Below are 22,436 nucleotides of genomic sequence, written 5' to 3'. Positions count from 1 at the left end.
CCCCGATAACCGAGAGGGCAGAAAAAAATCTGCTCTCCTACGCGGTCAAAGTCTTGGGAGGATGCGATCTAGGCGCGGTTACTCGCTGCCGCCGGATACCGGAAACAGATCGGACGCGTTTAATTGCAAGGCCTTGTGCCTTGCATTTTTTTTGTGCAATCATCTGGTTAGCGCCGCGAATTGGCAGGCTACATGATCTTGCGTCAGCAGCCAGTAGCCGCCGTACAGGGCGGCATCTCAATCCCATCCGCAGCGCTCCGACCTTATCGGAGCACCCTTGCCGCCACGTCTATTTCCCTGGGGTCGGACTGAGTTCCGGCACGATGTGCGGGATGTCGTTGAGGCTGTATCCCAGCCCGTGCGTCAGGCCGTAGAAAATGCCCATCAGGACCGCCGTTGCGATGGTGGTGCGGATCACCGCACGCAGCATATGCGGCCCGCGCGGCGCGCTCGGTACCGTGCCCAGCGTCACGTCGTGATCGTCGTCCTGCGTTCTGACGCTGAACGGCAGGACGGCAAACAGCACCACCCACCAGGTCGCGAAAAACAGCGCGGTGAACGAGACCCAGCTCATGATTGCTCCAGTTCGATCAGCGTGCCGAAGAAATCCTTCGGATGCAGGAACAGCACCGGCTTGCCGTGCGCGCCTGGTTTGGGATTGCCGTCGCCAAGCACCCTGGCACCGGCGGCCTTGAGCTGGTCGCGCGCGGCCAGGATGTCGTCGACCTCGTAGCAGAGATGATGCATGCCGCCCGACGGGTTCTTCTCGAGGAATGCCGCGATTGGGGAGCCCTCGCCAAGCGGCTCCAGCAACTCGACCTTGGTGTTGCCGACATCGACGAACACCACGGTGACGCCATGCTCCGGCAACGCCTGCGGCTCGGTCACTTCGGCGCCGAGCGTGTTGCGGTAAGCTGCAACGGCGGCGGTCAAATCCGGCACCGCAAGCGCGACGTGGTTCAGCCGTCCGAGCATGTCCGAGCTTTTCTCCCAGGTCCAACGACTGGCGTCATACGTCAAATCAGCCGAGATCAACAGCCTTTCGCGAGGAGCGCACTGTCGCACCTGTTGCAACCGGCAGCCACAAAGTACAAAGGCCAATGTCCGGAATCAGCCCTGCCCGCCCCCGCGTTTTCACCTTCGATCTCGGGTCGTTCAAAATTGCCGCTCTGCTCGATGCCGTCGATGTCAGAGACGGGCTTGCATCGGCCTTCGCGGCCGGACAGCCGCCGGCGGCCGTGCTCGAACTCGCGGTTTCGAACTTCATCGACCAGGATCGCTACGAGCATTGCTTCATCCCGACGCTGGTCGATACCGGTTCCGAAAAGATCCTGTTCGACACCGGCTGCGGAGATGAAGACAGTTCACTCCTGGAGTGCTTGCAAGCCCTTGGGCTCGGCCCTGATGACATCGATGTGGTGGTCATCACGCACGGGCACCCGGACCACATTGGCGGGCTTGTCCGGAATGGCGCATCCGTTTTCAGCCGCGCACGCCTGGTATTCGGCGCAGCGGAATTCGCCTTCTGGACCGAAGGAAATGCGGTGCGTCCGGCCAGGTTGGCCAATCGTGATCTCTTTAGGCGCATTTGCACCGGCCTGGCCGACCGCGCGACGTTCATAGCGCCTGGAGACGAAGTGGTGCCGGGCATCACTGCCATCGACGCGGCCGGTCACTCCGCCGGGCTTTTGGCCTTCCTTGTCGAAAGCGACGGACAGCAATTGCTGATCTGGTCGGACGCTTTCCTGCATTATGTCGTGTCGATCCAGCGTCCGCAGTGGCATGCCGATTTCGACGACGACAAGGAAAAGGCAATCGAGACCCGCAAGCGGCTGCTCGGCATGGCCGCCGAGCGGCGCCTGCTCGTCGCCGGCCACCACATGCCGTTTCCGGGCTTGGGCTATGTCGGGCGGATAGACCATTCCTTTCGCTGGATTCCGGTCAGCTATCAGCTGAACATCCGAGCACCCGACGCCTCCGTCACCGGGTGACGAAAACCGTCACCAGCGGTTTCTTGCCCCAGGCTTCGTTGGCCGCGCCGCGCACCGCGCGCCGCACCGCCTCCTGCACCAGGTCGAGGTCCTTGCGGCGTTGGCGGGGGATCGAATCGACCGCACCGACGGCCGCATCGATCATCAGGTCCTCTAGCGTCTCGCCACGGGCATCGGTTTCGGCGACGCCAATGGCGACCAGGTCGGGATCGCCGGCCAGCTCGTACTTGTCATCAAGCACGACATTGACCGCGACATGACCGGCAAAGGACAGCTTGCGCCTGTCGCGAATACCCATCGCCTGATCGGTGCCGATCAGATTGCCGTCCTTGTAGACGCGCCCGAACGGCACCTGGTCGATGATCGTGGCGGGACCAGGAGCGAGCCGCAGCATGTCGCCGTCGCGCACCTGCGCCACCTGGCCAATGCCGGAGGTGGACATCAGCGAGCCCTGCGCCACCAGATGCGCCGCCTCGCCATGCACGGGAACGCCGACTTGCGGACGCACCCATTCATACATCTTGCGCAGTTCGCTGCGGCGGGGGTGGCCGGAGACATGCACCAGCGCATCGCCGTCTTCGATGATCTTGATGCCGAGATCGATGAGGCGGTTCTTGATCTCGAGGATCGCCTTCTCGTTGCCGGGAATGGTGCGCGAGGAAAACACCACCGTGTCGCCCGCTGTCAGCGACACCGATTTCATCTCGTCGCGCGACAGCTTGGCAAGTGCCGCCAACGGCTCGCCCTGGCTGCCGGTGCAGATGATGACCAGGTTCTCGCGCGGGATGAAGCCGAAATCCTCCTCGGCGATGAACTCCGGCAGGCCGTCCATGTAGCCAAGCTCGCCGGCCACATCGATGACGCGCTTCAACGAGCGGCCGAGCACAAGGCACTGGCGGCCGGCATCGCGCGCTGCCCTGGCGATGGAAACGATGCGTCCGACATTGGAGGAGAAGGTGGTGACGGCGACGCGGCCCTTGGCCGCCTGGATGACGCCTTTCAGGCCCTCGCCCACGGCCACTTCCGAAGGCGACTCGCCTTCGCGCAGCGCATTGGTCGAATCGCAGATCAGCGCCAGCACGCCCTTGTCGCCATAGGCGCGGAACCGCGCCTCGTCGGTCTTGGGACCGATCGTCGGCTCCGGATCGATCTTCCAGTCGCCGGTGTGGATGACGGTGCCGGCCGGCGAGGTGATCGCCAGCGACATGGGTTCGGGAATGGAGTGTGCCACCGGAATGGCTTCGATCTCGAAGGGGCCCACCGTGAACTTTTCGCCCGCCCGGTAGATTGTCAGCGGGATCTTCGGCGCGCCCTGCTCGCCCTGACGCTTGGCTTCCAGCAGCCCGGCGCTGAACGGCGTCATCCAGACCGGCGCCTTCAGCTTCGGCCAGATGTCGAGCAGCGCGCCGTAGTGGTCCTCATGCGCGTGGGTGATGATGATGCCGCGCAGATTGGCGAGGTTCTCCTCGATGAAGCGCGTGTCGGGCAGGATCAGGTCGACGCCTGGATGCGCCGCGTCGGGAAAGGTGACGCCGACATCGATGATGATCCATTCGCGCGCGCTCGGCGGGCCGTAGCCGTAGAGGGCGAAGTTCATGCCGATCTCGCCGACGCCGCCGAGCGGCACGAAGACGAGTTCGGCGTTGTCCGCTTTCGCCATGATTTTTTCCTTCCTGACCCTCAGGCCAAGCCGTTAAAGCAATTCCAGCAAGTGCCTACCGGTTTTCCGTCCGGAATTGCTCAAAAACAAATTATATCCGCGCGGACGCCACCGCGCCGAAATGCACATCGCCGGCGGCGACCGTCAGAACAGACCCGTCATCGTCGCGGATCACGAAACGGCAGTCCTCGTCAATGGTCTCGAACACGCCACGCACCACATTACCGTCAATTCTGACAGCAACCTCGCCGCCAAGGCCCGCCGCGCGGGCCAGCCAACGCTTCCTGATGGCGGCAAGGCCACGTCCTTCGTCCCACAGGCGGGCATTCTCGCTCCAGGCATCCGACAGCGCCAGAAACAGCGTTTCGGCATCGCAAGCCGCGCCCAACGCGTGAAGCGATGTCGCGGGATAAGGCAAATCCCGCGGGTGCGCCACCACATTGACGCCGATGCCCACCGCCACCGCGAAGCGGCTACCGTCAAGCATCGCCGACTCCAGCAGGATGCCGGCCAGCTTGGCGCCGGAGGCGAGCACATCGTTTGGCCATTTCAGCTCGAAACGGTTCTGTCCCTGGCTCGCTCCGTCGAGGCCTATCGCGATGCGGCCCTTCGGCACCACCGCGTCGAGCGCGTCGGCCAGCGCCAGCCCCGCGACGAAGCCGAGCGTCGCGGCAAGGCGCAATTCGCCGCCGGTGATGAGGAGCAGCGTCGCCGCCAGATTGCCTTCCGGCGTTGCCCAGGCACGGCCACGCCGGCCGCGTCCGCTTTCCTGCTTCTTGGAAACGACCCAGAGCTTGCCCGGATCGCCCGCCCGGGCATGGTCTAGCGCCAGCGCGTTGGTGGAGCCGACACTGTCATGCGCTTCGAGCCGGAACCCTTCCGACGCCGAGGTTGGAGCCAGCCGAAATGCCATCCCGTCAGAAAAATGTCTTGGCGGCGGCTTCGGCATAGGTCCCGATCGGCCCGCCGATCAGCACGTAGAACAGCACGAAGGCGCCACTGACGCCGAGCACGACACGCAACTCGCTGGCCATCGGCACAAAGCCGCCGACCGGCTCATCGAACCACATGATCTTGATGATGCGCAGGTAGTAGTAAGCGCCCACCACGGAAGCGAGCACGCCGATGATTGCCAGCGCATAAAGGTTGGCGTTGATGGCGGCGAGGAAGACGTACCACTTCCCCCAGAAGCCGGCGAGCGGCGGAATGCCGGCCAGCGAGAACATCAGGATGGTCAGGATCGTCGCCATGATGGGGTTGGTCGACGAGAGGCCGGCGAGATCGCTGATCTGCTCGACATTGCCTTCCTTGCGCCGCATGGCAAGGATGAAGGCGAAGGTGCCGAGCGTCATCACCAGGTAGATCAGCATGTAGATGGCGACGCCGCGCACGCCGGCCTGGCTGTTCGCGGCAAGGCCGACCAGCGCGTAGCCCATATGGCCGATCGAGGAATAGGCCATCAGCCGCTTGATGTTGGTCTGGCCGATCGCGGCGAAGGAGCCAAGCGCCATCGAGGCGATCGAGATGAAGACGATGATCTGCTGCCAGTCGGAGGCGATCGGCTTGAACGCACCCATGGTGACGCGCACGATCAGCGCCATCGCCGCCATTTTCGGCGCTGCCGCCAGGAAGGCCGTCACCGGTGTCGGTGCGCCCTCATAGACGTCTGGCGTCCACATGTGGAACGGCACCGCCGAGATCTTGAAGGCAAGCCCGGCCAGCACGAAGACGAGGCCGACGACAAGGCCAAGCTGGCGCTCGCCGCCGCCCAGCGCCGTGGCGATCTCCTGGAAGCCGGTGTTCCCGGTATAGCCGTAGACCAGGCTGATGCCGTAGAGCAGCATGCCCGACGACAGCGCGCCGAGGACGAAATATTTCAGGCCGGCTTCTGTCGAACGCAAATTGTCGCGATTGATCGCCGCCAGCACATAGATCGCAAGCGACTGCAGTTCGAGGCCGAGATAGAGCCCGATCATGCCGTTGGCCGAGATCATCAGCATCATGCCGAGCGTGCAAAGCAGGATCAGCACCGGATATTCGAACTTGTCGAAACGTTCCGCCTTGGCAAAGCGCATCGACATGATCAGCGTCACCGCCGAGCCGATCAGCGCCAGCACCTTCATGAAGCGGGCGAAGGAATCCTGAATGAAGGCATTGCCATAGGCGCTGCCCTGCCCTGCGTGGAAGATCAGCCAGGCGCCTGCGATCACCAGCACGGCGACGGCAAGGCCGGTCACGGTATTGGCGGTGTTGGAACGCGAATAGGCCCCGACCATCAGCAGCGCGAGCGCGCCGATGGCAAGGATCAGCTCGGGCGTCGAGAGCGACAGGCTGGAGAGAAGGTCCGGCGTCATGGTTCGCAAAACCCCTGGGTCAGTTCGCCGCCGCGGTCTGCGCGGCGCCGATGGATGCGGTGACATTGGTGACGAGCGACTTGACCGACTGGGCCGTCGCGTCGAAGACGGGTGCGGGGTAGACGCCGAAGAAGATGACCAGCACGACCAGCGGATAGATGATCGCCTTCTCGCGAGTCGACAGGTCGAGCAGCCCCTTCAGGCTGTCCTTGGTCAGCGCGCCGAAGATCACCCTTCGGTAGAGCCAAAGCGCGTAAGCCGCCGACAGGATGACGCCGGTGGCTGCGAAGAACGCCACCCAGGTGTTGACCCGGAACACACCGAGCATGGTCAGGAACTCGCCGACGAAGCCTGACGTACCCGGCAGGCCGACATTGGCCATGGTGAAGATCAGGAACACGGTCGCGTATTTCGGCATGTTGTTGACGAGACCGCCATAGGCAGCGATCTCACGCGTGTGCATGCGGTCATAGATGACGCCGACGCACAGGAACAGCGCGCCCGACACCAGGCCGTGGCTGAGCATCTGGAAGATGGCGCCCTGCACGCCTTCCTGGTTCATGGCAAAGATGCCCATGGTGACGAAGCCCATATGGGCGACCGACGAATAGGCGATCAGCTTCTTCATGTCCTCCTGCATCAGCGCCACCAGCGAGGTGTAGATGATGGCGACCACCGACAGCGTGAACACCAGCGGCGCGAACATTTCGGAGGCCAGCGGGAACATCGGCAAGGAGAAGCGCAGGAAGCCGTATCCGCCCATTTTCAGCAGGATGCCGGCCAGGATGACCGAGCCCGCCGTCGGCGCCTCGACGTGGGCGTCGGGCAGCCAGGTGTGCACCGGCCACATCGGCATCTTCACCGCGAAGGAGGCGAAGAAGGCAAGCCACAGCCAGGTCTGCATGTTGGCCGGGAAGCTGTGCGTCAGAAGCGTCGGGATGTCGGTGGTGCCGGACTGGAAGAACATCGCCATGATGGCGAGCAGCATCAGCACCGAGCCGGCCAGCGTATAGAGGAAGAACTTGAACGAGGCGTAGACGCGCCGCTTGCCGCCCCATACGCCGATGATGATGAACATCGGGATCAGGCCGGCTTCGAAGAAGACGTAGAACAGCACGATGTCCAGCGCGCAGAACACGCCGATCATCAGCGTTTCCAGAAGCAGGAAGGCGATCATGTAGGCCTTGACGCGCTTCTCGATCGCTTCCCACGACGCCAGGATGCAAAGCGGCATCAGGAAGGTCGTCAGGATGACGAACAGCATGGAAATGCCGTCGACGCCCATATGGTAGGAAATGCCGGAATCGAGCCAGGCGACCTTTTCGACAAACTGGAACCCGGCCTGCGAATTGTCGAAGCCGGTCCAGATGAACAGCGACACCAGGAAGGTGAACGCCGTGGTGATGAACGCGATCGCCCGGATGTTGCGCCGCGCGTTTTCGCTCTCATCGTTGATGAACAGGATCAGCAGCACACCAACCAGAGGCAGGAAGGTGACCAGCGAGAGGATTGGCCAGGCGGTCATCAGAGCATCATCCAGGTGACGAGTGCGGCAACGCCGATCAGCATGGCGAAGGCGTAGTGGTAGAGATAGCCGGTCTGCAGCTTGACGACGCGGTTGGTGACGTCGACGACGCGCGCCGAAATGCCGTCAGGCCCGAGCCCATCGATGATGGTCCCATCACCGGTCTTCCACAGAAAGTGACCGAGACGCTTGGCCGGGCGAACGAACAGGAAGTCGTAAAGCTCGTCGAAATACCACTTGTTGAGCAGGAAGGCGTAAAGCCCGCGATGCTGGGCGGCCAGATTGACCGGCATCTCCGGCGAGCGGATGTAGAACTTCCAGGCCAGAGCGAAACCGATCAGCATGGCGATGAAGGGCGAGAGCTCTACCCACAGCGGCAATTCGTGGATCTCGTGCAGGATATGGTTGTCCGGCAGCGTGAACAGCGACGCCTTCCAGAACTCGGCATAGCCTTCGCCGATAAAGGAATTGTGGAAGATGATACCGGCAAACAGCGCGCCGGCCGCCAGCACGAACAGCGGCACCAGCATCACCGGCGGCGATTCATGGACGTGATGCATCACCTCATGGCTCGCCCGCGGCTTGCCATGGAAAGTCATGAAGATCAGCCGCCAGGAATAGAAGGAGGTGAAGCCGGCGGCGATGACCAGCAGGATGAAGGCCAGGCCGGCGACCGAATTGTGGCCTGCGAAGGAGGCCTCGATGATGGCGTCCTTGGAGAAGAAGCCGGCGGTGCCGATGACGGTCACCGGAATGCCGACGCCGGTCAGCGCCAGCGTGCCGATCACCATCATCCAGTAGGTGGTCGGGATCAGCGTCCTCAGGCCACCCATCTTGCGCATGTCCTGCTCGTCGGAGACGGCGTGGATGACCGAGCCGGAACCGAGGAACAGCAGCGCCTTGAAGAAGGCGTGCGTGAACAAATGGAAGATCGCCGCGCCATAGGCGCCGACGCCAAGCGCCACGAACATGTAGCCGAGCTGCGAGCAGGTCGAATAGGCGATGACGCGCTTGATGTCGTTCTGGACCAGGCCGACGGTCGCCGCGAAGAAGGCGGTGAAGGCGCCGATGAAGGTGACCACCGTCAGCGCCGAGTGCGACAACTCGAACAGCGGCGAAAGCCGCGCCAGCATGAACACGCCGGCCGTCACCATGGTGGCGGCATGGATCAGCGCCGACACCGGGGTCGGGCCCTCCATGGCGTCCGGCAGCCAGGTGTGCAGGGGCACCTGCGCCGACTTGCCCATGGCACCCATGAACAGCAGCAGGCAGACGACGGTCATTGCCGCCTGCTTGTCGAGCGCATGGCCGAGGAAGGTGAGTACGGCGGCACCCTGCGGCGCGCCTTCGGCCGGGATGAACGTCGCCGCATTGGCAAAGATCGTGCCGAGATTGACCGAGCCGAACAGCACGAAGACGCCGAAAATGCCGAGCGCGAAGCCGAAATCGCCGACGCGGTTGACGACGAAGGCCTTTATTGCCGCGGCATTGGCCGACGGCTTCTTGTACCAGAAGCCGATCAGCAGGTAGGACGCGAGGCCCACCCCTTCCCAGCCGAAGAACATCTGCACGAGGTTGTCGGCCGTGACCAGCATCAGCATGGCGAAGGTGAACAGCGACAGATAGGCGAAGAAGCGCGGCCGGTTCGGATCGTGGTGCATGTAGCCGATCGAATAGATGTGAACCAGCGCCGACACTGTGTTGACCACCACCAGCATCACCACCGTCAGCGTGTCGATCCTGAGCGCCCAGGAGACGTCCAGCCCGCCGGACTGGATCCAGTGCAGCACCGGCACGGTGAACACCTCGCCATGGCCGAAGCCGACGGAAAAGAAGGCGACCCATGACAGCACGGCCGCGATCACCAGGAAGCCGGAGGTGATGTATTCGGATGCCTTGGCACCGAGCGCATTGCCGAACAGGCCTACGATCAGGAAGCCGAGCAGCGGAAGGAAGACGATCGCTTGATACATAGTCGCCCCGTCAACCCTTCATCATGTTCACGTCTTCGACCGCGATCGAGCCGCGGTTGCGGAAGAAGACGACGAGAATGGCAAGCCCGATGGCGGCTTCAGCCGCCGCGACCGTCAGCACGAACAGCGCGAACACCTGGCCGACCAGATCGCCGAGCGCCGCCGAAAAGGCGACGAAATTGATGTTGACCGCCAGCAGGATCAGCTCGATCGACATTAGGATGACGATGATGTTGCGGCGGTTGAGGAAGATGCCGAACACGCCGAGCGTGAACAGGATCGCCGATACGGTCAGATAATGTGCGATGCCGACGACCATCTCAGACTCCTTCGCCCGACTTGACCTTGCGGATTTCCATGCCGGTCGCCGCGGTGCGGCCGACCTGGGCTGCGATCGACTGCCGCTTGACCCCTTCCTTGTGGCGCAGCGTCAAGACGATGGCGCCGATCATGGCGACCAGCAGGATGAGGCCCGAAATCTGGAAGTAGTAGAGGTAGTCGGTATAGAGGATGTCGCCGAGCGCCGCCGTGTTCGATCGCGCGGCGAGATCCGGGATGGGCTTTGCGACTGTCGAGGCGAGCTTCGGCGCGAAGGTGTAGCCGCCCAGCACCACGATCAGCTCCGCCGCCAGGATCAGCCCGACCAGCGCGCCGATCGGCGCGTATTGCAGGGCGCCGCTCTTCAATTCGGCGAAATCGACGTCGAGCATCATGACGACGAACAGGAACAGCACCAGGACCGCGCCGACATAGACGACGAGCAGGATCATCGCCAGGAACTCGGCGCCGGTCAGCATGAACAGGCCGGCGGCGTTGAAGAAGGTCAGGATCAGGAACAGCACCGAATGCACGGGGTTGCGCGACGAAATGACCATGAACGCCGACGCCACGGCGACAAAGGCGAAGAGGTAGAAGAAGGCCGCCTCTAGTCCACTCAGCATTGGGGATCCCCCGGGTTCCTGTCCAAACAGGACGCTCGTCCTGTTTGATGTTTGCGACCGCCTCCGGTCGGCAAGTTTCGTTGTGTCCTATCGCATGTTCCGATCGGGTTGAAATACCCGATCAAAAGAAACATGCGACACTTTTGTCTTCCGGAGGATGATCTTGTCCGAAAAGTCCGCAACTTTTCGGGATCATCCTCCGGACGAGGCCCCTCGCCCCGTCCATGCGTCAGATCTCAGCGATAGGGCGAGTCCAGTGAGATGTTGCGCGCCAGTTCGCGCTCCCACCGGTCGCCATTCGCCAGCAGCCGGTCCTTGTCGTAGTAGAGTTCCTCGCGCGTTTCCGTCGCGAATTCGAAATTCGGCCCCTCGACAATGGCGTCGACCGGGCAGGCTTCCTGGCAGAAGCCGCAATAGATGCACTTCACCATGTCGATATCGTAACGCACCGTGCGGCGCGTGCCGTCATTGCGGCGCGGGCCGGCCTCGATGGTGATCGCCTGCGCCGGGCAGATCGCCTCGCACAGTTTGCAGGCGATGCAGCGTTCCTCGCCGTTGGGATAGCGGCGCAACGCATGCTCGCCGCGAAAGCGCGGGCTGATCGGTCCCTTCTCGTGCGGATAGTTGATCGTCTCCTTCGGCGCGAAGAACTGGCGCATCGACAGGAAGAAGGCGCTGACGAAATCCTGCAGCAGCAGCGATTTCGCGGCCTGGGACAAAGCGGACATCACGCAAACCCCGTGATCTTGAGGAAGGCCGCGGTGGCGACGACCATGAACAGCGAGATCGGCAGGAACACTTTCCAGCCCAGCCGCATCAGCTGGTCGTAGCGGTAGCGCGGCACGAAGGCCTTCACCATCGAGATGCCGAAGAACACGAAACAGACCTTCAGCACGAACCAGATGACGCCGGGCACCCAGGTGAAGGGCGCGAAGTCGAAGGGAGGCAGCCAGCCGCCGAGGAACAGGATGGTGGCCAGCGCGCACATCAGCACGATCGCGACATACTCGCCGAGGAAGAACAAAAGGAACGGCGTCGACGAATATTCGACCATGTGGCCGGCGACCAGCTCCGATTCGGCTTCGACCAGATCGAAGGGCGGACGGTTCGTCTCCGCCAACGCCGAGATGAAGAAGATGACGAACATCGGGAACAGCGCCAGCCAGTTCCAGTCGAGGAACGTGTTGGGCAGGCCGAGCCGCGTACCAAGCCCACCCTGCTGCGACAGCACGATATCGCTGAGGTTGAGCGAGCCGGCGGTGAGCAGCACGGTGACGATGACGAAGCCGATCGAAACTTCGTATGACACCATCTGCGCCGCCGAACGCAACGCGCCGAGGAACGGATATTTCGAGTTGGACGCCCAGCCGCCCATGATCACGCCATAGACCTCGAGCGAGGAGATGGCGAAGACATAGAGGATGCCGACATTGACGTTGGCGATCGCCCAACCCTGGCTGACCGGTATGACCGCCCAAGCCGAGATCGCCAGCACGGCGGAGACAAGGGGCGCCAGCAGGAAGACGCCCTTGTTGGCGCCCGACGGGATGACCGGTTCCTTGAAGACGAATTTCAGCAGGTCGGCGAAGGCCTGCAGCGTGCCCCAGGGGCCGACGACATTCGGGCCACGGCGAAGCTGCACCGCCGCCCAGATCTTGCGGTCGGCATAAAGGATGTAGGCGACGAAGATCAGCAGCACCACGATCAGCACGACCGACTTCAAGAGGATCAGCAGCGCCGGCAGCACGTAGAAGGAGAAGAAGGTGTCCATGCTTATTCCGCCGCCTGCTTGAAGCCGCTCTTGGCCAGTGCCGAGCATTCAGCCATCACGGCCGATGCGCGCGCGATCGGGTTGGTCAGGTAGAAATCCTTGACCGGCGAGGTGAAGGTTCCCTTGTTCAACCGCCCGCCGAGCTTCGCCACGCCGGCGATATCCTCGGCGTTGCCGGCCGCGACCTGGTCGATGCGGGCCAGATGCGGGTATTCGCCATAGAGCTTTGCGCGCAGCTGCGGCAGCGAATCGAACGGCAGTTTCTTGCCCAGTACGTCGGACAGCGCCCGCAAGATCGCCCAATCCTCGCGCGCGTCGCCCGGCGCGAAGCCAGCGCGGTTGGTCTGCTGCACGCGCCCTTCGGTGTTGACGTAGGTGCCGGACTTTTCGGTATAGGCAGCCGCCGGCAGGATGACATTGGCGCGATGCGCGCCGGCGTCGCCGTGCGTGCCAACATAGACGACGAAGGCGCCGCCGGTCTTGCTCATATCGATCTCGTCGGCGCCGAGCAGGAACAGGACATCCGTCTCGCCCAGCATGCCGGCGACGTTCTTGCCGCCCTCGCCCGGCACGAAGCCGAGGTCCAGGCCGCCGACGCGCGCCGCTGCGGTGTGCAGCACGGCAAAGCCATTCCAGTCGGCGCGTGCGGCATTCACGGCGGCGGCGAGCCTGGCCGCTTGGCCGAGCACGGCCGCGCCATCGGCGCGCGCCAGAGCGCCCTGACCGACGATAATAAGGGGATGCGTCGCCTTCTTCAGCGTCTGGAAGAACTTGCCGTTGCCGTCCGCCAGATCCTTCAGCGAATCCGGCCCGGCGCCCAATTGTTCGTAGTCATAGCGCGTGTCGCCGACATCGCCGATGACACCGACCGGCAGATTGCCGAGGCGCCAGCGCTTGCGGATGCGGGCGTTGAGCACCGAGGCCTCGAAGCGCGGATTGGCCCCGATGATCAGCACCGCGTCGGCCTGCTCGATGCCTTCGATGGTCGGGTTGAAGATATAGCTGGCGCGTCCGAGTGCCGGATCGAGCGTCGCGCCATCCTGGCGGCAGTCGGTGTTCTTCGAACCGAGCGAGGCCATCAGGAGCTTCAGCGCGTAGATTTCCTCAACCGCCGCGAGATCGCCCGCGATGGCGCCGATCTTGTCGGGGGCCGCCGCCGAAACCGCGCCCTTGATCGCCGCGAACGCTTCGGCCCAGCTCGCCGGAACCAGCCTGCCGTCCTTGCGCACATAGGGGCGATCGAGGCGCTGCGTGCGCAGGCCGTCCCAGATGAAGCGGGTCTTGTCGGAAATCCATTCCTCGTTCACGGCTTCGTTGACGCGCGGCAGGATGCGCATCACTTCGCGCCCACGGCTATCGACGCGGATCGCCGAGCCGACGGCATCCATCACGTCGATGGATTCGGTCTTGGTCAGCTCCCACGGCCGGGCCTGGAAGGCGAAGGGCTTGGAGGTCAGCGCGCCGACCGGGCAGAGATCGATCACGTTGCCCTGCAACTCCGAGGTCATTGCCTGTTCGAGATAAGTGGTGATCTCGGCATCCTCGCCGCGGCCGATCAGGCCGAGTTCGGAAATGCCGGCAACTTCGGTGGTGAAGCGGACGCAGCGCGTGCAGTGGATGCAGCGGTTCATCACTGTCTTGACCAGCGGGCCGATATACTTGTCTTCCACCGCGCGCTTGTTCTCGTGGTAGCGCGAGGAATCGACGCCGAAGGCCATCGCCTGGTCCTGCAGGTCGCACTCGCCGCCCTGATCGCAGATCGGGCAGTCCAGCGGATGGTTGATCAGCAGGAATTCCATCACGCCTTCCCGGGCCTTCTTGACCATCGGCGTGTTGGTGAAGATTTCCGGCGGCTCGCCGTTCGGGCCGGGGCGCAGGTCGCGCACGCCCATGGCGCAGGAGGCCTGCGGCTTGGGCGGTCCGCCCTTCACCTCGATCAGGCACATGCGGCAATTGCCGGCGATCGACAGCCGCTCATGGAAGCAGAAGCGCGGCACTTCCGCGCCCGCGTCCTCGGCCGCCTGCAGCAGCGTGTAATGGTCGGGTACAGTGATTTCTTTCCCGTCGACCTTGAGCTTTGCCATTCGCCTCAAACCCCTGCGGATTCCCGCAATCTCATTTTCCGGGCGCGACAGACGCAGCGCCCGAGATTTCATTCACTTCTTCGCGGCCAGCGCCGCCGCCTGGGCAGTCCAGTCGTCACGGCCGATGCGGCCCTTGAACGACAGATAATCGTCGACCCAGGCAATCTCTTGCGGCGACCATGCGGCGATCTGGGCAAACGTCCAGATACCGAGGCCGTTCAGCACTCTTTCCAGCTTCGGGCCGATGCCCGATATCGCCTTGAGGTCGGACGGCCTCGTCGGCTTCTCCATGGCCTTGGGCTGCCTGAAATCTTCCGGCAGCAGCACATCCGCTGCCTCGCTTGTTGCCGGAGCGGCATTGGCGGCCGGCGCGGTGGTGGCGGCTTCCCTGGCTGCGATATCGGTGACTTCCTGGGCGAAGGACTGCGCCTCGGCAATCATCGTCTTCGCGGTCGCCCGCGCCCTGATGGACGACGAGTTCGCATCCTCGAATTGCTCGACGCGTGCCTCGAAATCCTCGATCAGCGGCTGCATGAGGCGTTGTGATGCGTCGGCGGCCCCCGAAAGCGCGCCCATCCAGACGCCGAACGCATGATTGGCGAGCCCCATGCCAAGCGCCGACATCGCCGCCGCACCCGCGACAGGGTGCGCGAAAAGGTTGACGGCGCTGGCCATCTCCTTCGGCATCATCCTGGTCAGGTCCTGGTTCATCTTCTCGATCTGGTCCAAATTGGGCATCAATGGGTAGGGTGTCGAATACGGCGCCATAGAGTTCTCCTGGTCGTTTCTTCGTTCGCCCCGCCCCGTTTCTTCCCGCGTTCAAAAGTTTCTTGTTATTCCGCCGCCACCATCACCGGTTCGGCCCGGTGCGCGTTGCGCGAAAACTCGTCGATGCGCCGCTCCACCTCGCCGCGGAAATGCCGCATCAGGCCCTGGATCGGCCATGCCGCCGCATCGCCCAGCGCGCAGATCGTGTGGCCTTCGACCTGCTTGGTGACGTCGAGCAGCATGTCGATCTCGCGCTTCTGAGCCTCGCCGCGCACCAGCCGCTCCATCACCCGCCACATCCAGCCGGTGCCCTCGCGGCACGGCGTGCACTGGCCGCAGCTTTCATGCTTGTAGAAGTAGGAAAGCCGCGCGATCGCCTTCACGACATCGGTCGACTTGTCCATGACGATGACGGCGGCCGTGCCGAGGCCGGACTTGAGATCGCGCAGCGCGTCGAAATCCATCGGCGTATCGATGATCTGCTCCGCCGGCACCAGTGGCACCGAGGCGCCACCCGGAATGACGGCGAGCAGATTGTCCCAGCCGCCGCGGATGCCGCCGCAATGGGTTTCGATCAGCTCGCGGAACGGGATCGACATCGCCTCTTCGACGGTGCACGGATTGTTGACGTGGCCGGAAACGCAGAACAGCTTGGTGCCGACATTGTTGGGCCGGCCGAAGGACGAGAACCAGGCAGCCCCCCGGCGCAGGATGGTCGGCGCCACCGCGATCGATTCGACATTGTTGACAGTGGTCGGGCAGCCATAGAGGCCGACATTGGCCGGGAATGGCGGCTTCAGCCGGGGCTGGCCCTTCTTGCCTTCGAGGCTTTCCAGCAGCGCCGTTTCCTCGCCGCAGATATAGGCGCCGGCGCCGTGATGCATGTAGATTTCAAAATCGTAGCCCGACGTGTTGTTCTTGCCGATCAGCTTGGCCTCGTAGGCCTCCTCGATCGCCCGCTGCAGCGCCTCGCGCTCCCGGATGAACTCGCCGCGCACATAGATGTAGGCGGCAATCGCGCCCATGGCGAAGCCGGCCAGGAACGCGCCCTCGACCAGCGTGTGCGGATCGTTGCGCAGGATGTCGCGGTCCTTGCAGGTGCCGGGCTCGGATTCGTCGGCGTTGATGACGAGATAGCTCGGCCGGCCGTCGCTCTGCTTGGGCATGAACGACCATTTCAGCCCGGTCGGGAAGCCGGCGCCGCCGCGTCCGCGCAGTCCCGACGCCTTCATCTCGTTGACGATCCACTCGCGCCCCTTGGCGACGATGCCGGGCGTGTTGTCCCAGGCGCCGCGCGCCATGGCGCCGGCCAGCGACTTGTCGAAGAGGCCGTATATGTTGGTAAAGATGCGGTCTTTGTCCTGAAGCATTTTTCGTCCCTCAGACCGGCTTCTTGGTCGGCTTGGCGGCAGGCTGCTTGGTCTCCGGCGCCTTGAAGGCGCTGCCCGGTTCGGCCCGGTTCTTCGGCCCATTGCGTTGTTTTGGAGTCGCCTCGACTTCAGGAGCGGCCTTGTTGGCGTTGGCGGCCGAGTGAAGGGGTGGCGCAACGCTAGCCGCGTTCTCGGTGACCGGCGCGACCTTGGCCGGCGACGGCGTCTTCAACGTCGGGTTGGTCTCTGGCGCGGCGGTCTTCGGCCTGCTGGATTTCGACGGAGCAACCGGACCAGGCGCAGCTGGGGCGGCCGGTGCCGGCACAGGCGCAGCGATGATCGCGTCGGGCGCTGCCTTCGCGGCCCTGGCCGCTTCCCGGGCTTCACGGTCGCGGGTCGACTTGAGGATCGCCTTTTCGCTCTTCAACGTGGTCAGGCCGGAGGCCGGCTCCGAGCCGGTGCGGCCGTTCTGCGGTCCCGGCGTCACCGAGGCGCCCTTGCCCGCATCGTAGAGATCGATGATTTCAGCCAGCCGTTCCGGTGTCAGATCCTCGAACGTATCCTTGAACACCATGACCATCGGCGCGTTGACGCAGGCGCCGAGGCACTCGACCTCTTCCCACGACAAGGTGCCCTTGTCGTTGGTGTGGAATTGGTCGTGATGGATCTTCGAGCGGCACACATCCATCAGCGCTTCCGAGCCGCGCAGCATGCAGGGCGTGGTACCGCAAACCTGGATGTGCGCACGGGTGCCGACGGGGTTCAACTGGTACTGCGTATAGAAGGTCGCGACCTCGAGGCCGCGGATACGCGGCATGCCGAGCATGTCGGAAATCGTCTCGATCGCCGCCTTGGTGACCCAGCCTTCCTGCTCCTGCGCTATCATCAGCAGGGGAATGATCGCCGACTGCTCGCGGCCCTTGGGATACTTCTTGATCCATTGCTTCGCCGCTGCCGCATTCGCCCGGTTGAAGGCGAAGGAGGCTGGCTGGACGCTGGCTTCTGCGAGACGGCGGACTGACATTTAGCGATCGACCTCACCAAACACGATGTCGAGGGAGCCGAGGACGGCGGTGACGTCGGCCAGCATGTGGCCGCGGCAGAGGAAGTCCATGGCTTGCAGATGCGCGAAACCGGGTGCGCGCAGCTTGCAGCGGTAGGGCTTGTTGGTGCCGTCGGAGACCAGGTAGACGCCGAACTCGCCCTTTGGCGCCTCGACCGCCGCATAGACTTCGCCGGCCGGGACGCGGTAGCCCTCGGTATAGAGCTTGAAGTGATGGATGAGCGCTTCCATCGAACGCTTCATCGCCTGGCGCTTGGGCGGCACCACCTTGCCGTCGAGGTTCGACACCGGGCCGGTGCTTTCCTTGCCGAGCAAGAGATCGATGCACTGGCGCATGATCCGTGCCGACTGGCGCATTTCTTCCATGCGCACGAGGTAGCGGTCGAAACAGTCACCATTCTTGCCGACAGGAATGTCGAAATCCATTTCCGAATAGCATTCATAGGGCTGCGACTTGCGCAGGTCCCACGGCGAGCCCGAACCACGGACCATGACGCCCGAAAAGCCCCAGGCCCAGGCGTCGGCCAGCGAGACGATGCCGATGTCGACATTGCGCTGCTTGAAAATGCGGTTGCCGGTGAGCAGCCTGTCGAGATCGTCGAGCGATTTCAGGAAAGGGTCGATCCACTTGCCGATGTCCTCGACCAGCTGGCGCGGCAGGTCCTGGTGGACGCCGCCCGGACGGAAATAGGCCGCATGCATGCGCGAGCCCGAGGCGCGCTCATAGAACACCATCAGCTTTTCGCGCTCGACGAAGCCCCACAGCGGCGGCGTCAGCGCGCCGACGTCCATGGCTTGCGTCGTCACATTGAGGATGTGCGACATGATACGGCCGATTTCGCAATAGAGCACGCGGATCAGCTGGCCGCGCCTCGGCACCTCGATGCCGAGCAGGCGCTCGGCGGCCAGCGCGAAGGCGTGCTCCTGGTTCATCGGCGCGCAATAATCGAGCCGGTCGAGATAAGGCAGCGCCTGCAGATAGGTTTTTGCCTCGATCAGCTTCTCCGTACCGCGATGCAAGAGCCCGATATGCGGATCGACGCGGTCGACGACTTCGCCGTCCAACTCCAGCACGAGGCGCAAAACGCCGTGCGCGGCAGGGTGTTGAGGTCCGAAGTTGATGTTAAAGTTGCGGACGGAGGTTTCAGCCATTACTGCTTTGCCTTCTCATCCCCTGGCAGCACGTAATCCGTGCCTTCCCATGGGGACAGAAAATCGAAATTGCGGAATTCCTGCTTCAGTTCCACCGGCTCGTAGATGACGCGCTTGGCTTCGTCGTCGTAACGCACTTCGACGAAACCGGTGAGCGGGAAATCCTTGCGCAGCGGATGGCCTTCGAAACCGTAGTCGGTCAGCAGGCGGCGCAGGTCCGGGTGGCCCGAAAACAGCACGCCATAGAGATCGTAGGTTTCGCGCTCGAACCAGTCGGCGCCGGGATAGACGCCGGTGATCGAAGGCACCATCGTCTCCTCGTCGGTCTGCACCTTGATGCGAATGCGCACATTCTGCTTCGGCGAAAGCAGGTGATAGACGACATCGAAGCGCTTGGCCCGCGACGGATAGTCGGCACCGCAGACATCGATGATCGAGATGAACTGGCAGCGCGCATCGTCGCGCAGGAAGGTCATCACCTCGATCAGGTTTTGAGGCTCGACGTGAACGGTGAGCTCGCCATAGGCGAATACCGCATCGCCGAAGCGGCCAGGCAGCTTCTCGCCGAGATAGGTCGACAGTTCGCTTAAGGAGGCGGCCATGGATTTACCGTTCGATCGTGCCGGTGCGGCGGATCTTCTTCTGCAGCAGAAGAATGCCGTAGAGCAGGGCTTCGGCGCTCGGCGGGCAGCCGGGCACATAGATGTCGACCGGCACAACCCGGTCGCAGCCACGCACCACCGAATAGGAATAGTGATAGTAGCCGCCGCCATTGGCGCAGGAGCCCATCGAGATGACGTAGCGCGGCTCCGGCATCTGGTCGTAGACCTTGCGCAGCGCCGGTGCCATCTTGTTGGTCAGCGTGCCGGCGACGATCATGATGTCGGACTGGCGCGGAGACGCGCGCGGCGCGACACCGAACCGCTCCGAATCGTAGCGCGGCATCGAGGTGTGGATCATCTCGACCGCGCAGCAAGCCAGACCGAAGGTCATGAACATCAGCGAGCCGCTACGCGCCCAGGTGATCAGCGCCTCGGTCGAGGTGACCAGAAAACCCTTGTCGGCAAGCTCATTGTTGATTTCGAGGAAGAAGGGATCGTCCTCCCCTACCGGCCTACCGGTGTTGGGGTCGATAATACCTTTGGGCTTCGGCGCGACGAGGGTGCCTGAACTGTCGTTCAATCCCATTCCAGCGCTCCTTTTTTCCATTCATAGGCAAAGCCGATGGTCAGCACTGCCAAAAACACCATCATTGACCAGAAACCGAGCATGCCGATCTTCGAGAAGGACACTGCCCAGGGGAAGAGGAAGGCAACTTCCAGGTCGAATATAATGAACAGGATCGACACCAGGTAGAAGCGGATGTCGAATTTCATGCGGGCATCGTCGAACGAGTTGAAACCGCACTCGTAGGCGGAAAGCTTTTCGGGATCGGGGTTGCGATACGCCACCAGGAACGGAGCCGCCAGCAGCGCCAGGCCGACGACCAGTGCCACGCCGATAAACAGGACGATGGGCAGGTACGAACTGAGAAGTGCGTTCATGCAGCGGCTTTCCGTTGGCGCCAATCCACTTTGACTACAGCACCGAACCTTAATGCGGAAGCGTGACAGATTAACCGCTGAACCGTTTTAAGGGGCCTATGCTGCAACGCGGCGAGGGTTAGCGCAGCACTTCCAGCGAAGCAAGTCAAACCTTGTTCAAAACACCGAGCTGGACGGCATTCCGGGAGAAACTGGTCCCATCCGCTCCTGTTTGATTTCCTTCGCTTTTAACTCCACTTTTGTCTCCTGACAGGGTTGCCGCCAAAACCCTGCTAGCATGGACGGGAATCACGCCGGGCAATGACGCCAGATAGGTCCATCAGGGACGCATACGCATGAAGGAAAAGATCTCGCTTGCCGCCGCCCGGCGCATCGCCCTCGCCGCCCAGGGATTTCTCGATCCCCGCCCCGCCGGCACGCCGGACCGCCGCCATTTCGCCCGCGTTCTGTCCCGCACCGGCCTGTTGCAGATCGATTCCGTCAGTGCGGTGGTGCGCGCTCATTACATGCCGCTCTATTCGCGTCTCGGCCCCTATCCCCTCGCTTTGCTCGACAACGCCGCCGTAACGCGCAAGCGCACCGTCTTCGAATATTGGGCGCATGAAGCCTCGTTCCTGCCGGTCGAGACCTACCCACTGATGCGCTGGCGCATGCAGCGCGCCGAGCAAGGCGATGAAATGTATCTGGGGCTGGCCAAATGGGGCCGCGAGCACGCCGCCTATATAGAAGAGATCTACCGCGAGGTCGTCGCGCGCGGGCCGATCGCCGCTTCGGCGCTCGAAGGCCAGAAAGGCTCCGGTGGCTGGTGGGGTTGGAGCCATGCCAAGCACGCCTTCGAATGGCTGTTCTGGGCCGGGCGCATCACCACCGCGCACCGGCGCGGCTTCGAGCGCTTTTACGACCTGCCGGAGCGCGTGCTGCCGCAGGCGATCCTCGATCTGCCGGTACCGACGCCTGAGGACGCGCACCGCGAATTGCTGCGCATTTCCGCCCGTGCCCATGGCGTGGCGATATCAGGCGACCTGCGCGATTATTTTCGGCTCTCGCCGGCCGACATGAAAGGCCGGCTGGAGGAACTGGTCGAACTCGGCGACTTGCTGCCGGTCCGTGTCGAGGGCTGGGACAAGCCGGCTTACCTTCACAAGGACGCCCGTATCCCGCGCAAGATCGAGGCCCGCGCTCTGCTGGCGCCGTTCGATCCGGTCGTCTTCGAGCGTTCGCGCTCGGAGCGGCTGTTCGACTTCCATTACCGCATCGAAATCTACACGCCGGCCGACAAGCGCCAATACGGCTACTATGTCCTGCCTTTCCTGCTCGGCGACAGGATCGTGGCGCGCGTCGACCTCAGGGCTGACCGGCCGGCCAGTGTCCTGCGCGTCCATGCCGCCTACGCCGAGCCCGGCGCACCGCCCGAAACCGCAGCCCAGCTCTTCGAGGAATTGAAGCAGATGCAGGGCTGGCTTGGCCTCGAGCGCATGGAAATAACGCCTGCCGGCGACCTCGGCCCGGCGCTGTCCGACATCGCGGTGTCGTAAGCTCGCGTTGACACCGCTGCCCGCAAGAGCCTAAATCCCATCCAGACGGTCTCCTCTCGGCAAAGAGAGGAGCCAAGAGGGAATGCGGTGCGGGATTGAAAATCCCAAATCCGCGGCTGTCCCCGCAACTGTGAGCGAAGAGCCAAGGCCGAAAGCCACTGGGATTGTCCCGGGAAGGCGGCTACCCAAGGCGATGACCCGCGAGCCAGGAGACCTGCCGTCTGGAATGCAAGAATCCGATCGCCTGGCGGGTTTTCCGGGCAAGGAGCCTGATGTGGATCGCGACAGCAGTTTTTCGGCTGAAACAACCGACATTTCGTCCGGCGGGGATCATCCCCTGGCCGGCATCACGGTCATTGTCTGCGCTTCCTGTCGCGACGAGACTGGATCCGACGCCCATCCCCGGGCCGGCGAACTTTTGGCCGAAGATACGCGCCAAGCCGCCTCGGGCGAGAAGATTCGCATCCGCACGGTCGAATGCCTCGGCAATTGCAAGCGCCGGCTGAGCGCCGCGATCCTGCGCGACGGCTGCTGGAGCTATGTGTTCGGCGATCTGACCGCGAGCAGCGGCGCCGATCTCGTCACTGGCGCGAAACTCTTCGCCACCTCGAGCGACGGCCTCATTCCCTGGCGGGGCAGGCCCGACAGTCTCAAGCGCGGCCTCGTTGCCCGCATCCCTCCCCTCGACATGCTGAAAGATTGATC

At 63.3% G+C, this 22,436-nt stretch carries 21 protein-coding genes, 1 pseudogene and 1 riboswitch; of the genes and pseudogenes, 3 read left to right on the top strand and 19 right to left on the bottom strand.

Annotated elements, in window-relative coordinates; genetic code table 11:
- Nucleotides 1-289: 289 nt before the first annotated feature.
- The gene (locus LB571_RS13200) at nucleotides 290-574 is read right to left on the bottom strand and encodes a DUF1467 family protein (RefSeq protein WP_015317356.1); all 285 of its coding nucleotides are present in this window, start codon (nucleotides 572-574) and stop codon (nucleotides 290-292) included.
- A complete protein-coding gene (gene mce / locus LB571_RS13195) occupies nucleotides 571-975 on the bottom strand; it encodes a methylmalonyl-CoA epimerase (protein ID WP_015317355.1) in 405 nt (134 codons plus the stop codon). Before mce ends, LB571_RS13200 begins: the two co-directional genes overlap by 4 nt.
- Nucleotides 976-1,100: 125 nt before the next feature.
- Between mce and LB571_RS13190 the strand changes: the two genes are divergently transcribed.
- Complete coding sequence (locus tag LB571_RS13190; protein ID WP_140822100.1) at nucleotides 1,101-1,991, top strand: MBL fold metallo-hydrolase; 891 nt, start codon at nucleotides 1,101-1,103, stop codon at nucleotides 1,989-1,991.
- On the opposite strand, the gene LB571_RS13185 is transcribed toward LB571_RS13190, so the two are convergent.
- The 17 genes and pseudogenes from LB571_RS13185 to LB571_RS13105 form a co-directional block, all read right to left on the bottom strand.
- Nucleotides 1,981-3,651, bottom strand: coding sequence for a ribonuclease J (locus LB571_RS13185; protein ID WP_224594961.1), 1,671 nt, complete (start codon nucleotides 3,649-3,651; stop codon nucleotides 1,981-1,983). The genes LB571_RS13190 and LB571_RS13185 overlap by 11 nt on opposite strands.
- 91 nt (nucleotides 3,652-3,742) lie before the next feature.
- Nucleotides 3,743-4,564 carry a biotin--[acetyl-CoA-carboxylase] ligase gene (locus tag LB571_RS13180; RefSeq protein WP_140615830.1) on the bottom strand — a complete coding sequence of 274 codons (822 nt, stop codon included), beginning with the start codon at nucleotides 4,562-4,564 and terminating at the stop codon, nucleotides 3,743-3,745.
- 4 nt (nucleotides 4,565-4,568) lie between these two features.
- On the bottom strand, nucleotides 4,569-6,005 hold the full coding sequence (gene nuoN / locus LB571_RS13175) for an NADH-quinone oxidoreductase subunit NuoN (protein WP_015317351.1): 1,437 nt from the start codon (nucleotides 6,003-6,005) through the stop codon (nucleotides 4,569-4,571).
- Nucleotides 6,006-6,024: 19 nt separating this feature from the next.
- Entirely contained in the window at nucleotides 6,025-7,530 is a 1,506-nt protein-coding gene (locus LB571_RS13170) for an NADH-quinone oxidoreductase subunit M (protein WP_224594956.1), read from the bottom strand.
- A complete protein-coding gene (nuoL, locus tag LB571_RS13165) occupies nucleotides 7,530-9,503 on the bottom strand; it encodes an NADH-quinone oxidoreductase subunit L (RefSeq protein WP_224594953.1) in 1,974 nt (657 codons plus the stop codon). The genes LB571_RS13170 and nuoL overlap by 1 nt, the downstream gene beginning before the upstream one ends.
- Nucleotides 9,504-9,513: 10 nt before the next feature.
- Nucleotides 9,514-9,822, bottom strand: coding sequence for an NADH-quinone oxidoreductase subunit NuoK (nuoK, locus tag LB571_RS13160; RefSeq protein WP_023798863.1), 309 nt, complete (start codon nucleotides 9,820-9,822; stop codon nucleotides 9,514-9,516).
- 1 nt (nucleotide 9,823) lies between these two features.
- The gene (locus LB571_RS13155) at nucleotides 9,824-10,444 is read right to left on the bottom strand and encodes an NADH-quinone oxidoreductase subunit J (RefSeq protein ID WP_015317347.1); all 621 of its coding nucleotides are present in this window, start codon (nucleotides 10,442-10,444) and stop codon (nucleotides 9,824-9,826) included.
- Between the two features lie 236 nt (nucleotides 10,445-10,680).
- Nucleotides 10,681-11,172: an NADH-quinone oxidoreductase subunit NuoI gene (gene nuoI, locus LB571_RS13150; protein WP_015317346.1), complete on the bottom strand. Its 492-nt coding sequence runs from the start codon at nucleotides 11,170-11,172 to the stop codon at nucleotides 10,681-10,683.
- Complete coding sequence (nuoH, locus tag LB571_RS13145; RefSeq protein ID WP_015317345.1) at nucleotides 11,172-12,215, bottom strand: NADH-quinone oxidoreductase subunit NuoH; 1,044 nt, start codon at nucleotides 12,213-12,215, stop codon at nucleotides 11,172-11,174. Before nuoH ends, nuoI begins: the two co-directional genes overlap by 1 nt.
- A 2-nt stretch (nucleotides 12,216-12,217) precedes the next feature.
- Nucleotides 12,218-14,299 carry an NADH-quinone oxidoreductase subunit NuoG gene (gene nuoG / locus LB571_RS13140; RefSeq protein ID WP_015317344.1) on the bottom strand — a complete coding sequence of 694 codons (2,082 nt, stop codon included), beginning with the start codon at nucleotides 14,297-14,299 and terminating at the stop codon, nucleotides 12,218-12,220.
- A gap of 72 nt (nucleotides 14,300-14,371) precedes the next feature.
- On the bottom strand, nucleotides 14,372-15,067 hold the full coding sequence (locus tag LB571_RS13135; protein WP_224594950.1) for an NADH-ubiquinone dehydrogenase: 696 nt from the start codon (nucleotides 15,065-15,067) through the stop codon (nucleotides 14,372-14,374).
- Between the two features lie 65 nt (nucleotides 15,068-15,132).
- Nucleotides 15,133-16,437 carry an NADH-quinone oxidoreductase subunit NuoF gene (gene nuoF, locus LB571_RS13130; protein WP_015317342.1) on the bottom strand — a complete coding sequence of 435 codons (1,305 nt, stop codon included), beginning with the start codon at nucleotides 16,435-16,437 and terminating at the stop codon, nucleotides 15,133-15,135.
- Nucleotides 16,438-16,459: 22 nt separating this feature from the next.
- Nucleotides 16,460-17,461, bottom strand: a pseudogene (gene nuoE / locus LB571_RS13125) (NADH-quinone oxidoreductase subunit NuoE); the annotation flags it as partial.
- Complete coding sequence (locus LB571_RS13120) at nucleotides 17,462-18,652, bottom strand: NADH-quinone oxidoreductase subunit D (RefSeq protein ID WP_015317340.1); 1,191 nt, start codon at nucleotides 18,650-18,652, stop codon at nucleotides 17,462-17,464.
- A complete protein-coding gene (locus tag LB571_RS13115; RefSeq protein ID WP_140661000.1) occupies nucleotides 18,652-19,254 on the bottom strand; it encodes an NADH-quinone oxidoreductase subunit C in 603 nt (200 codons plus the stop codon). Before LB571_RS13115 ends, LB571_RS13120 begins: the two co-directional genes overlap by 1 nt.
- Nucleotides 19,255-19,258: 4 nt before the next feature.
- Nucleotides 19,259-19,840 carry a NuoB/complex I 20 kDa subunit family protein gene (locus LB571_RS13110; RefSeq protein ID WP_015317338.1) on the bottom strand — a complete coding sequence of 194 codons (582 nt, stop codon included), beginning with the start codon at nucleotides 19,838-19,840 and terminating at the stop codon, nucleotides 19,259-19,261.
- Nucleotides 19,831-20,196, bottom strand: coding sequence for an NADH-quinone oxidoreductase subunit A (locus LB571_RS13105; RefSeq protein ID WP_010910112.1), 366 nt, complete (start codon nucleotides 20,194-20,196; stop codon nucleotides 19,831-19,833). Before LB571_RS13105 ends, LB571_RS13110 begins: the two co-directional genes overlap by 10 nt.
- Before the next feature lie 335 nt (nucleotides 20,197-20,531).
- Here LB571_RS13105 and LB571_RS13100 point away from each other — a divergent pair, with 335 nt between their 5' ends.
- Entirely contained in the window at nucleotides 20,532-21,731 is a 1,200-nt protein-coding gene (locus LB571_RS13100; RefSeq protein ID WP_224594947.1) for a winged helix-turn-helix domain-containing protein, read from the top strand.
- 29 nt (nucleotides 21,732-21,760) lie between these two features.
- Nucleotides 21,761-21,968, top strand: a riboswitch (cobalamin riboswitch).
- A 37-nt stretch (nucleotides 21,969-22,005) separates the two neighbouring features.
- Complete coding sequence (locus LB571_RS13095) at nucleotides 22,006-22,434, top strand: DUF1636 family protein (RefSeq protein WP_140822406.1); 429 nt, start codon at nucleotides 22,006-22,008, stop codon at nucleotides 22,432-22,434.
- The last annotated feature ends 2 nt before the right edge of the window (nucleotides 22,435-22,436 follow it).

This window comes from Mesorhizobium sp. BR1-1-4, assembly GCF_020165375.1.
In the GTDB taxonomy this organism is placed as follows: Bacteria; Pseudomonadota; Alphaproteobacteria; order Rhizobiales; family Rhizobiaceae; genus Mesorhizobium; species Mesorhizobium australicum.
The sequence above is the reverse complement of the archived record's forward strand: the minus strand, read 5'-3'. Positions and strand labels throughout refer to the sequence as shown.

Excerpts from the sequence above, each read along its gene's own strand:
- LB571_RS13200 (WP_015317356.1), bottom strand. The coding sequence starts at position 574 with ATGAGCTGGGTCTCGTTCACCGCGCTGTTTTTCGCGACCTGGTGGGTG.
- mce (WP_015317355.1), bottom strand. The coding sequence starts at position 975 with ATGCTCGGACGGCTGAACCACGTCGCGCTTGCGGTGCCGGATTTGACC.
- LB571_RS13190 (WP_140822100.1), top strand. The coding sequence starts at position 1,101 with ATGTCCGGAATCAGCCCTGCCCGCCCCCGCGTTTTCACCTTCGATCTC.
- LB571_RS13185 (WP_224594961.1), bottom strand. The coding sequence starts at position 3,651 with ATGGCGAAAGCGGACAACGCCGAACTCGTCTTCGTGCCGCTCGGCGGC.
- LB571_RS13180 (WP_140615830.1), bottom strand. The coding sequence starts at position 4,564 with ATGGCATTTCGGCTGGCTCCAACCTCGGCGTCGGAAGGGTTCCGGCTC.
- nuoN (WP_015317351.1), bottom strand. The coding sequence starts at position 6,005 with ATGACGCCGGACCTTCTCTCCAGCCTGTCGCTCTCGACGCCCGAGCTG.
- LB571_RS13170 (WP_224594956.1), bottom strand. The coding sequence starts at position 7,530 with ATGACCGCCTGGCCAATCCTCTCGCTGGTCACCTTCCTGCCTCTGGTT.
- nuoL (WP_224594953.1), bottom strand. The coding sequence starts at position 9,503 with ATGTATCAAGCGATCGTCTTCCTTCCGCTGCTCGGCTTCCTGATCGTA.
- nuoK (WP_023798863.1), bottom strand. The coding sequence starts at position 9,822 with ATGGTCGTCGGCATCGCACATTATCTGACCGTATCGGCGATCCTGTTC.
- LB571_RS13155 (WP_015317347.1), bottom strand. The coding sequence starts at position 10,444 with ATGCTGAGTGGACTAGAGGCGGCCTTCTTCTACCTCTTCGCCTTTGTC.
- nuoI (WP_015317346.1), bottom strand. The coding sequence starts at position 11,172 with ATGTCCGCTTTGTCCCAGGCCGCGAAATCGCTGCTGCTGCAGGATTTC.
- nuoH (WP_015317345.1), bottom strand. The coding sequence starts at position 12,215 with ATGGACACCTTCTTCTCCTTCTACGTGCTGCCGGCGCTGCTGATCCTC.
- nuoG (WP_015317344.1), bottom strand. The coding sequence starts at position 14,299 with ATGGCAAAGCTCAAGGTCGACGGGAAAGAAATCACTGTACCCGACCAT.
- LB571_RS13135 (WP_224594950.1), bottom strand. The coding sequence starts at position 15,067 with ATGGCGCCGTATTCGACACCCTACCCATTGATGCCCAATTTGGACCAG.
- nuoF (WP_015317342.1), bottom strand. The coding sequence starts at position 16,437 with ATGCTTCAGGACAAAGACCGCATCTTTACCAACATATACGGCCTCTTC.
- LB571_RS13120 (WP_015317340.1), bottom strand. The coding sequence starts at position 18,652 with ATGGCTGAAACCTCCGTCCGCAACTTTAACATCAACTTCGGACCTCAA.
- LB571_RS13115 (WP_140661000.1), bottom strand. The coding sequence starts at position 19,254 with ATGGCCGCCTCCTTAAGCGAACTGTCGACCTATCTCGGCGAGAAGCTG.
- LB571_RS13110 (WP_015317338.1), bottom strand. The coding sequence starts at position 19,840 with ATGGGATTGAACGACAGTTCAGGCACCCTCGTCGCGCCGAAGCCCAAA.
- LB571_RS13105 (WP_010910112.1), bottom strand. The coding sequence starts at position 20,196 with ATGAACGCACTTCTCAGTTCGTACCTGCCCATCGTCCTGTTTATCGGC.
- LB571_RS13100 (WP_224594947.1), top strand. The coding sequence starts at position 20,532 with ATGAAGGAAAAGATCTCGCTTGCCGCCGCCCGGCGCATCGCCCTCGCC.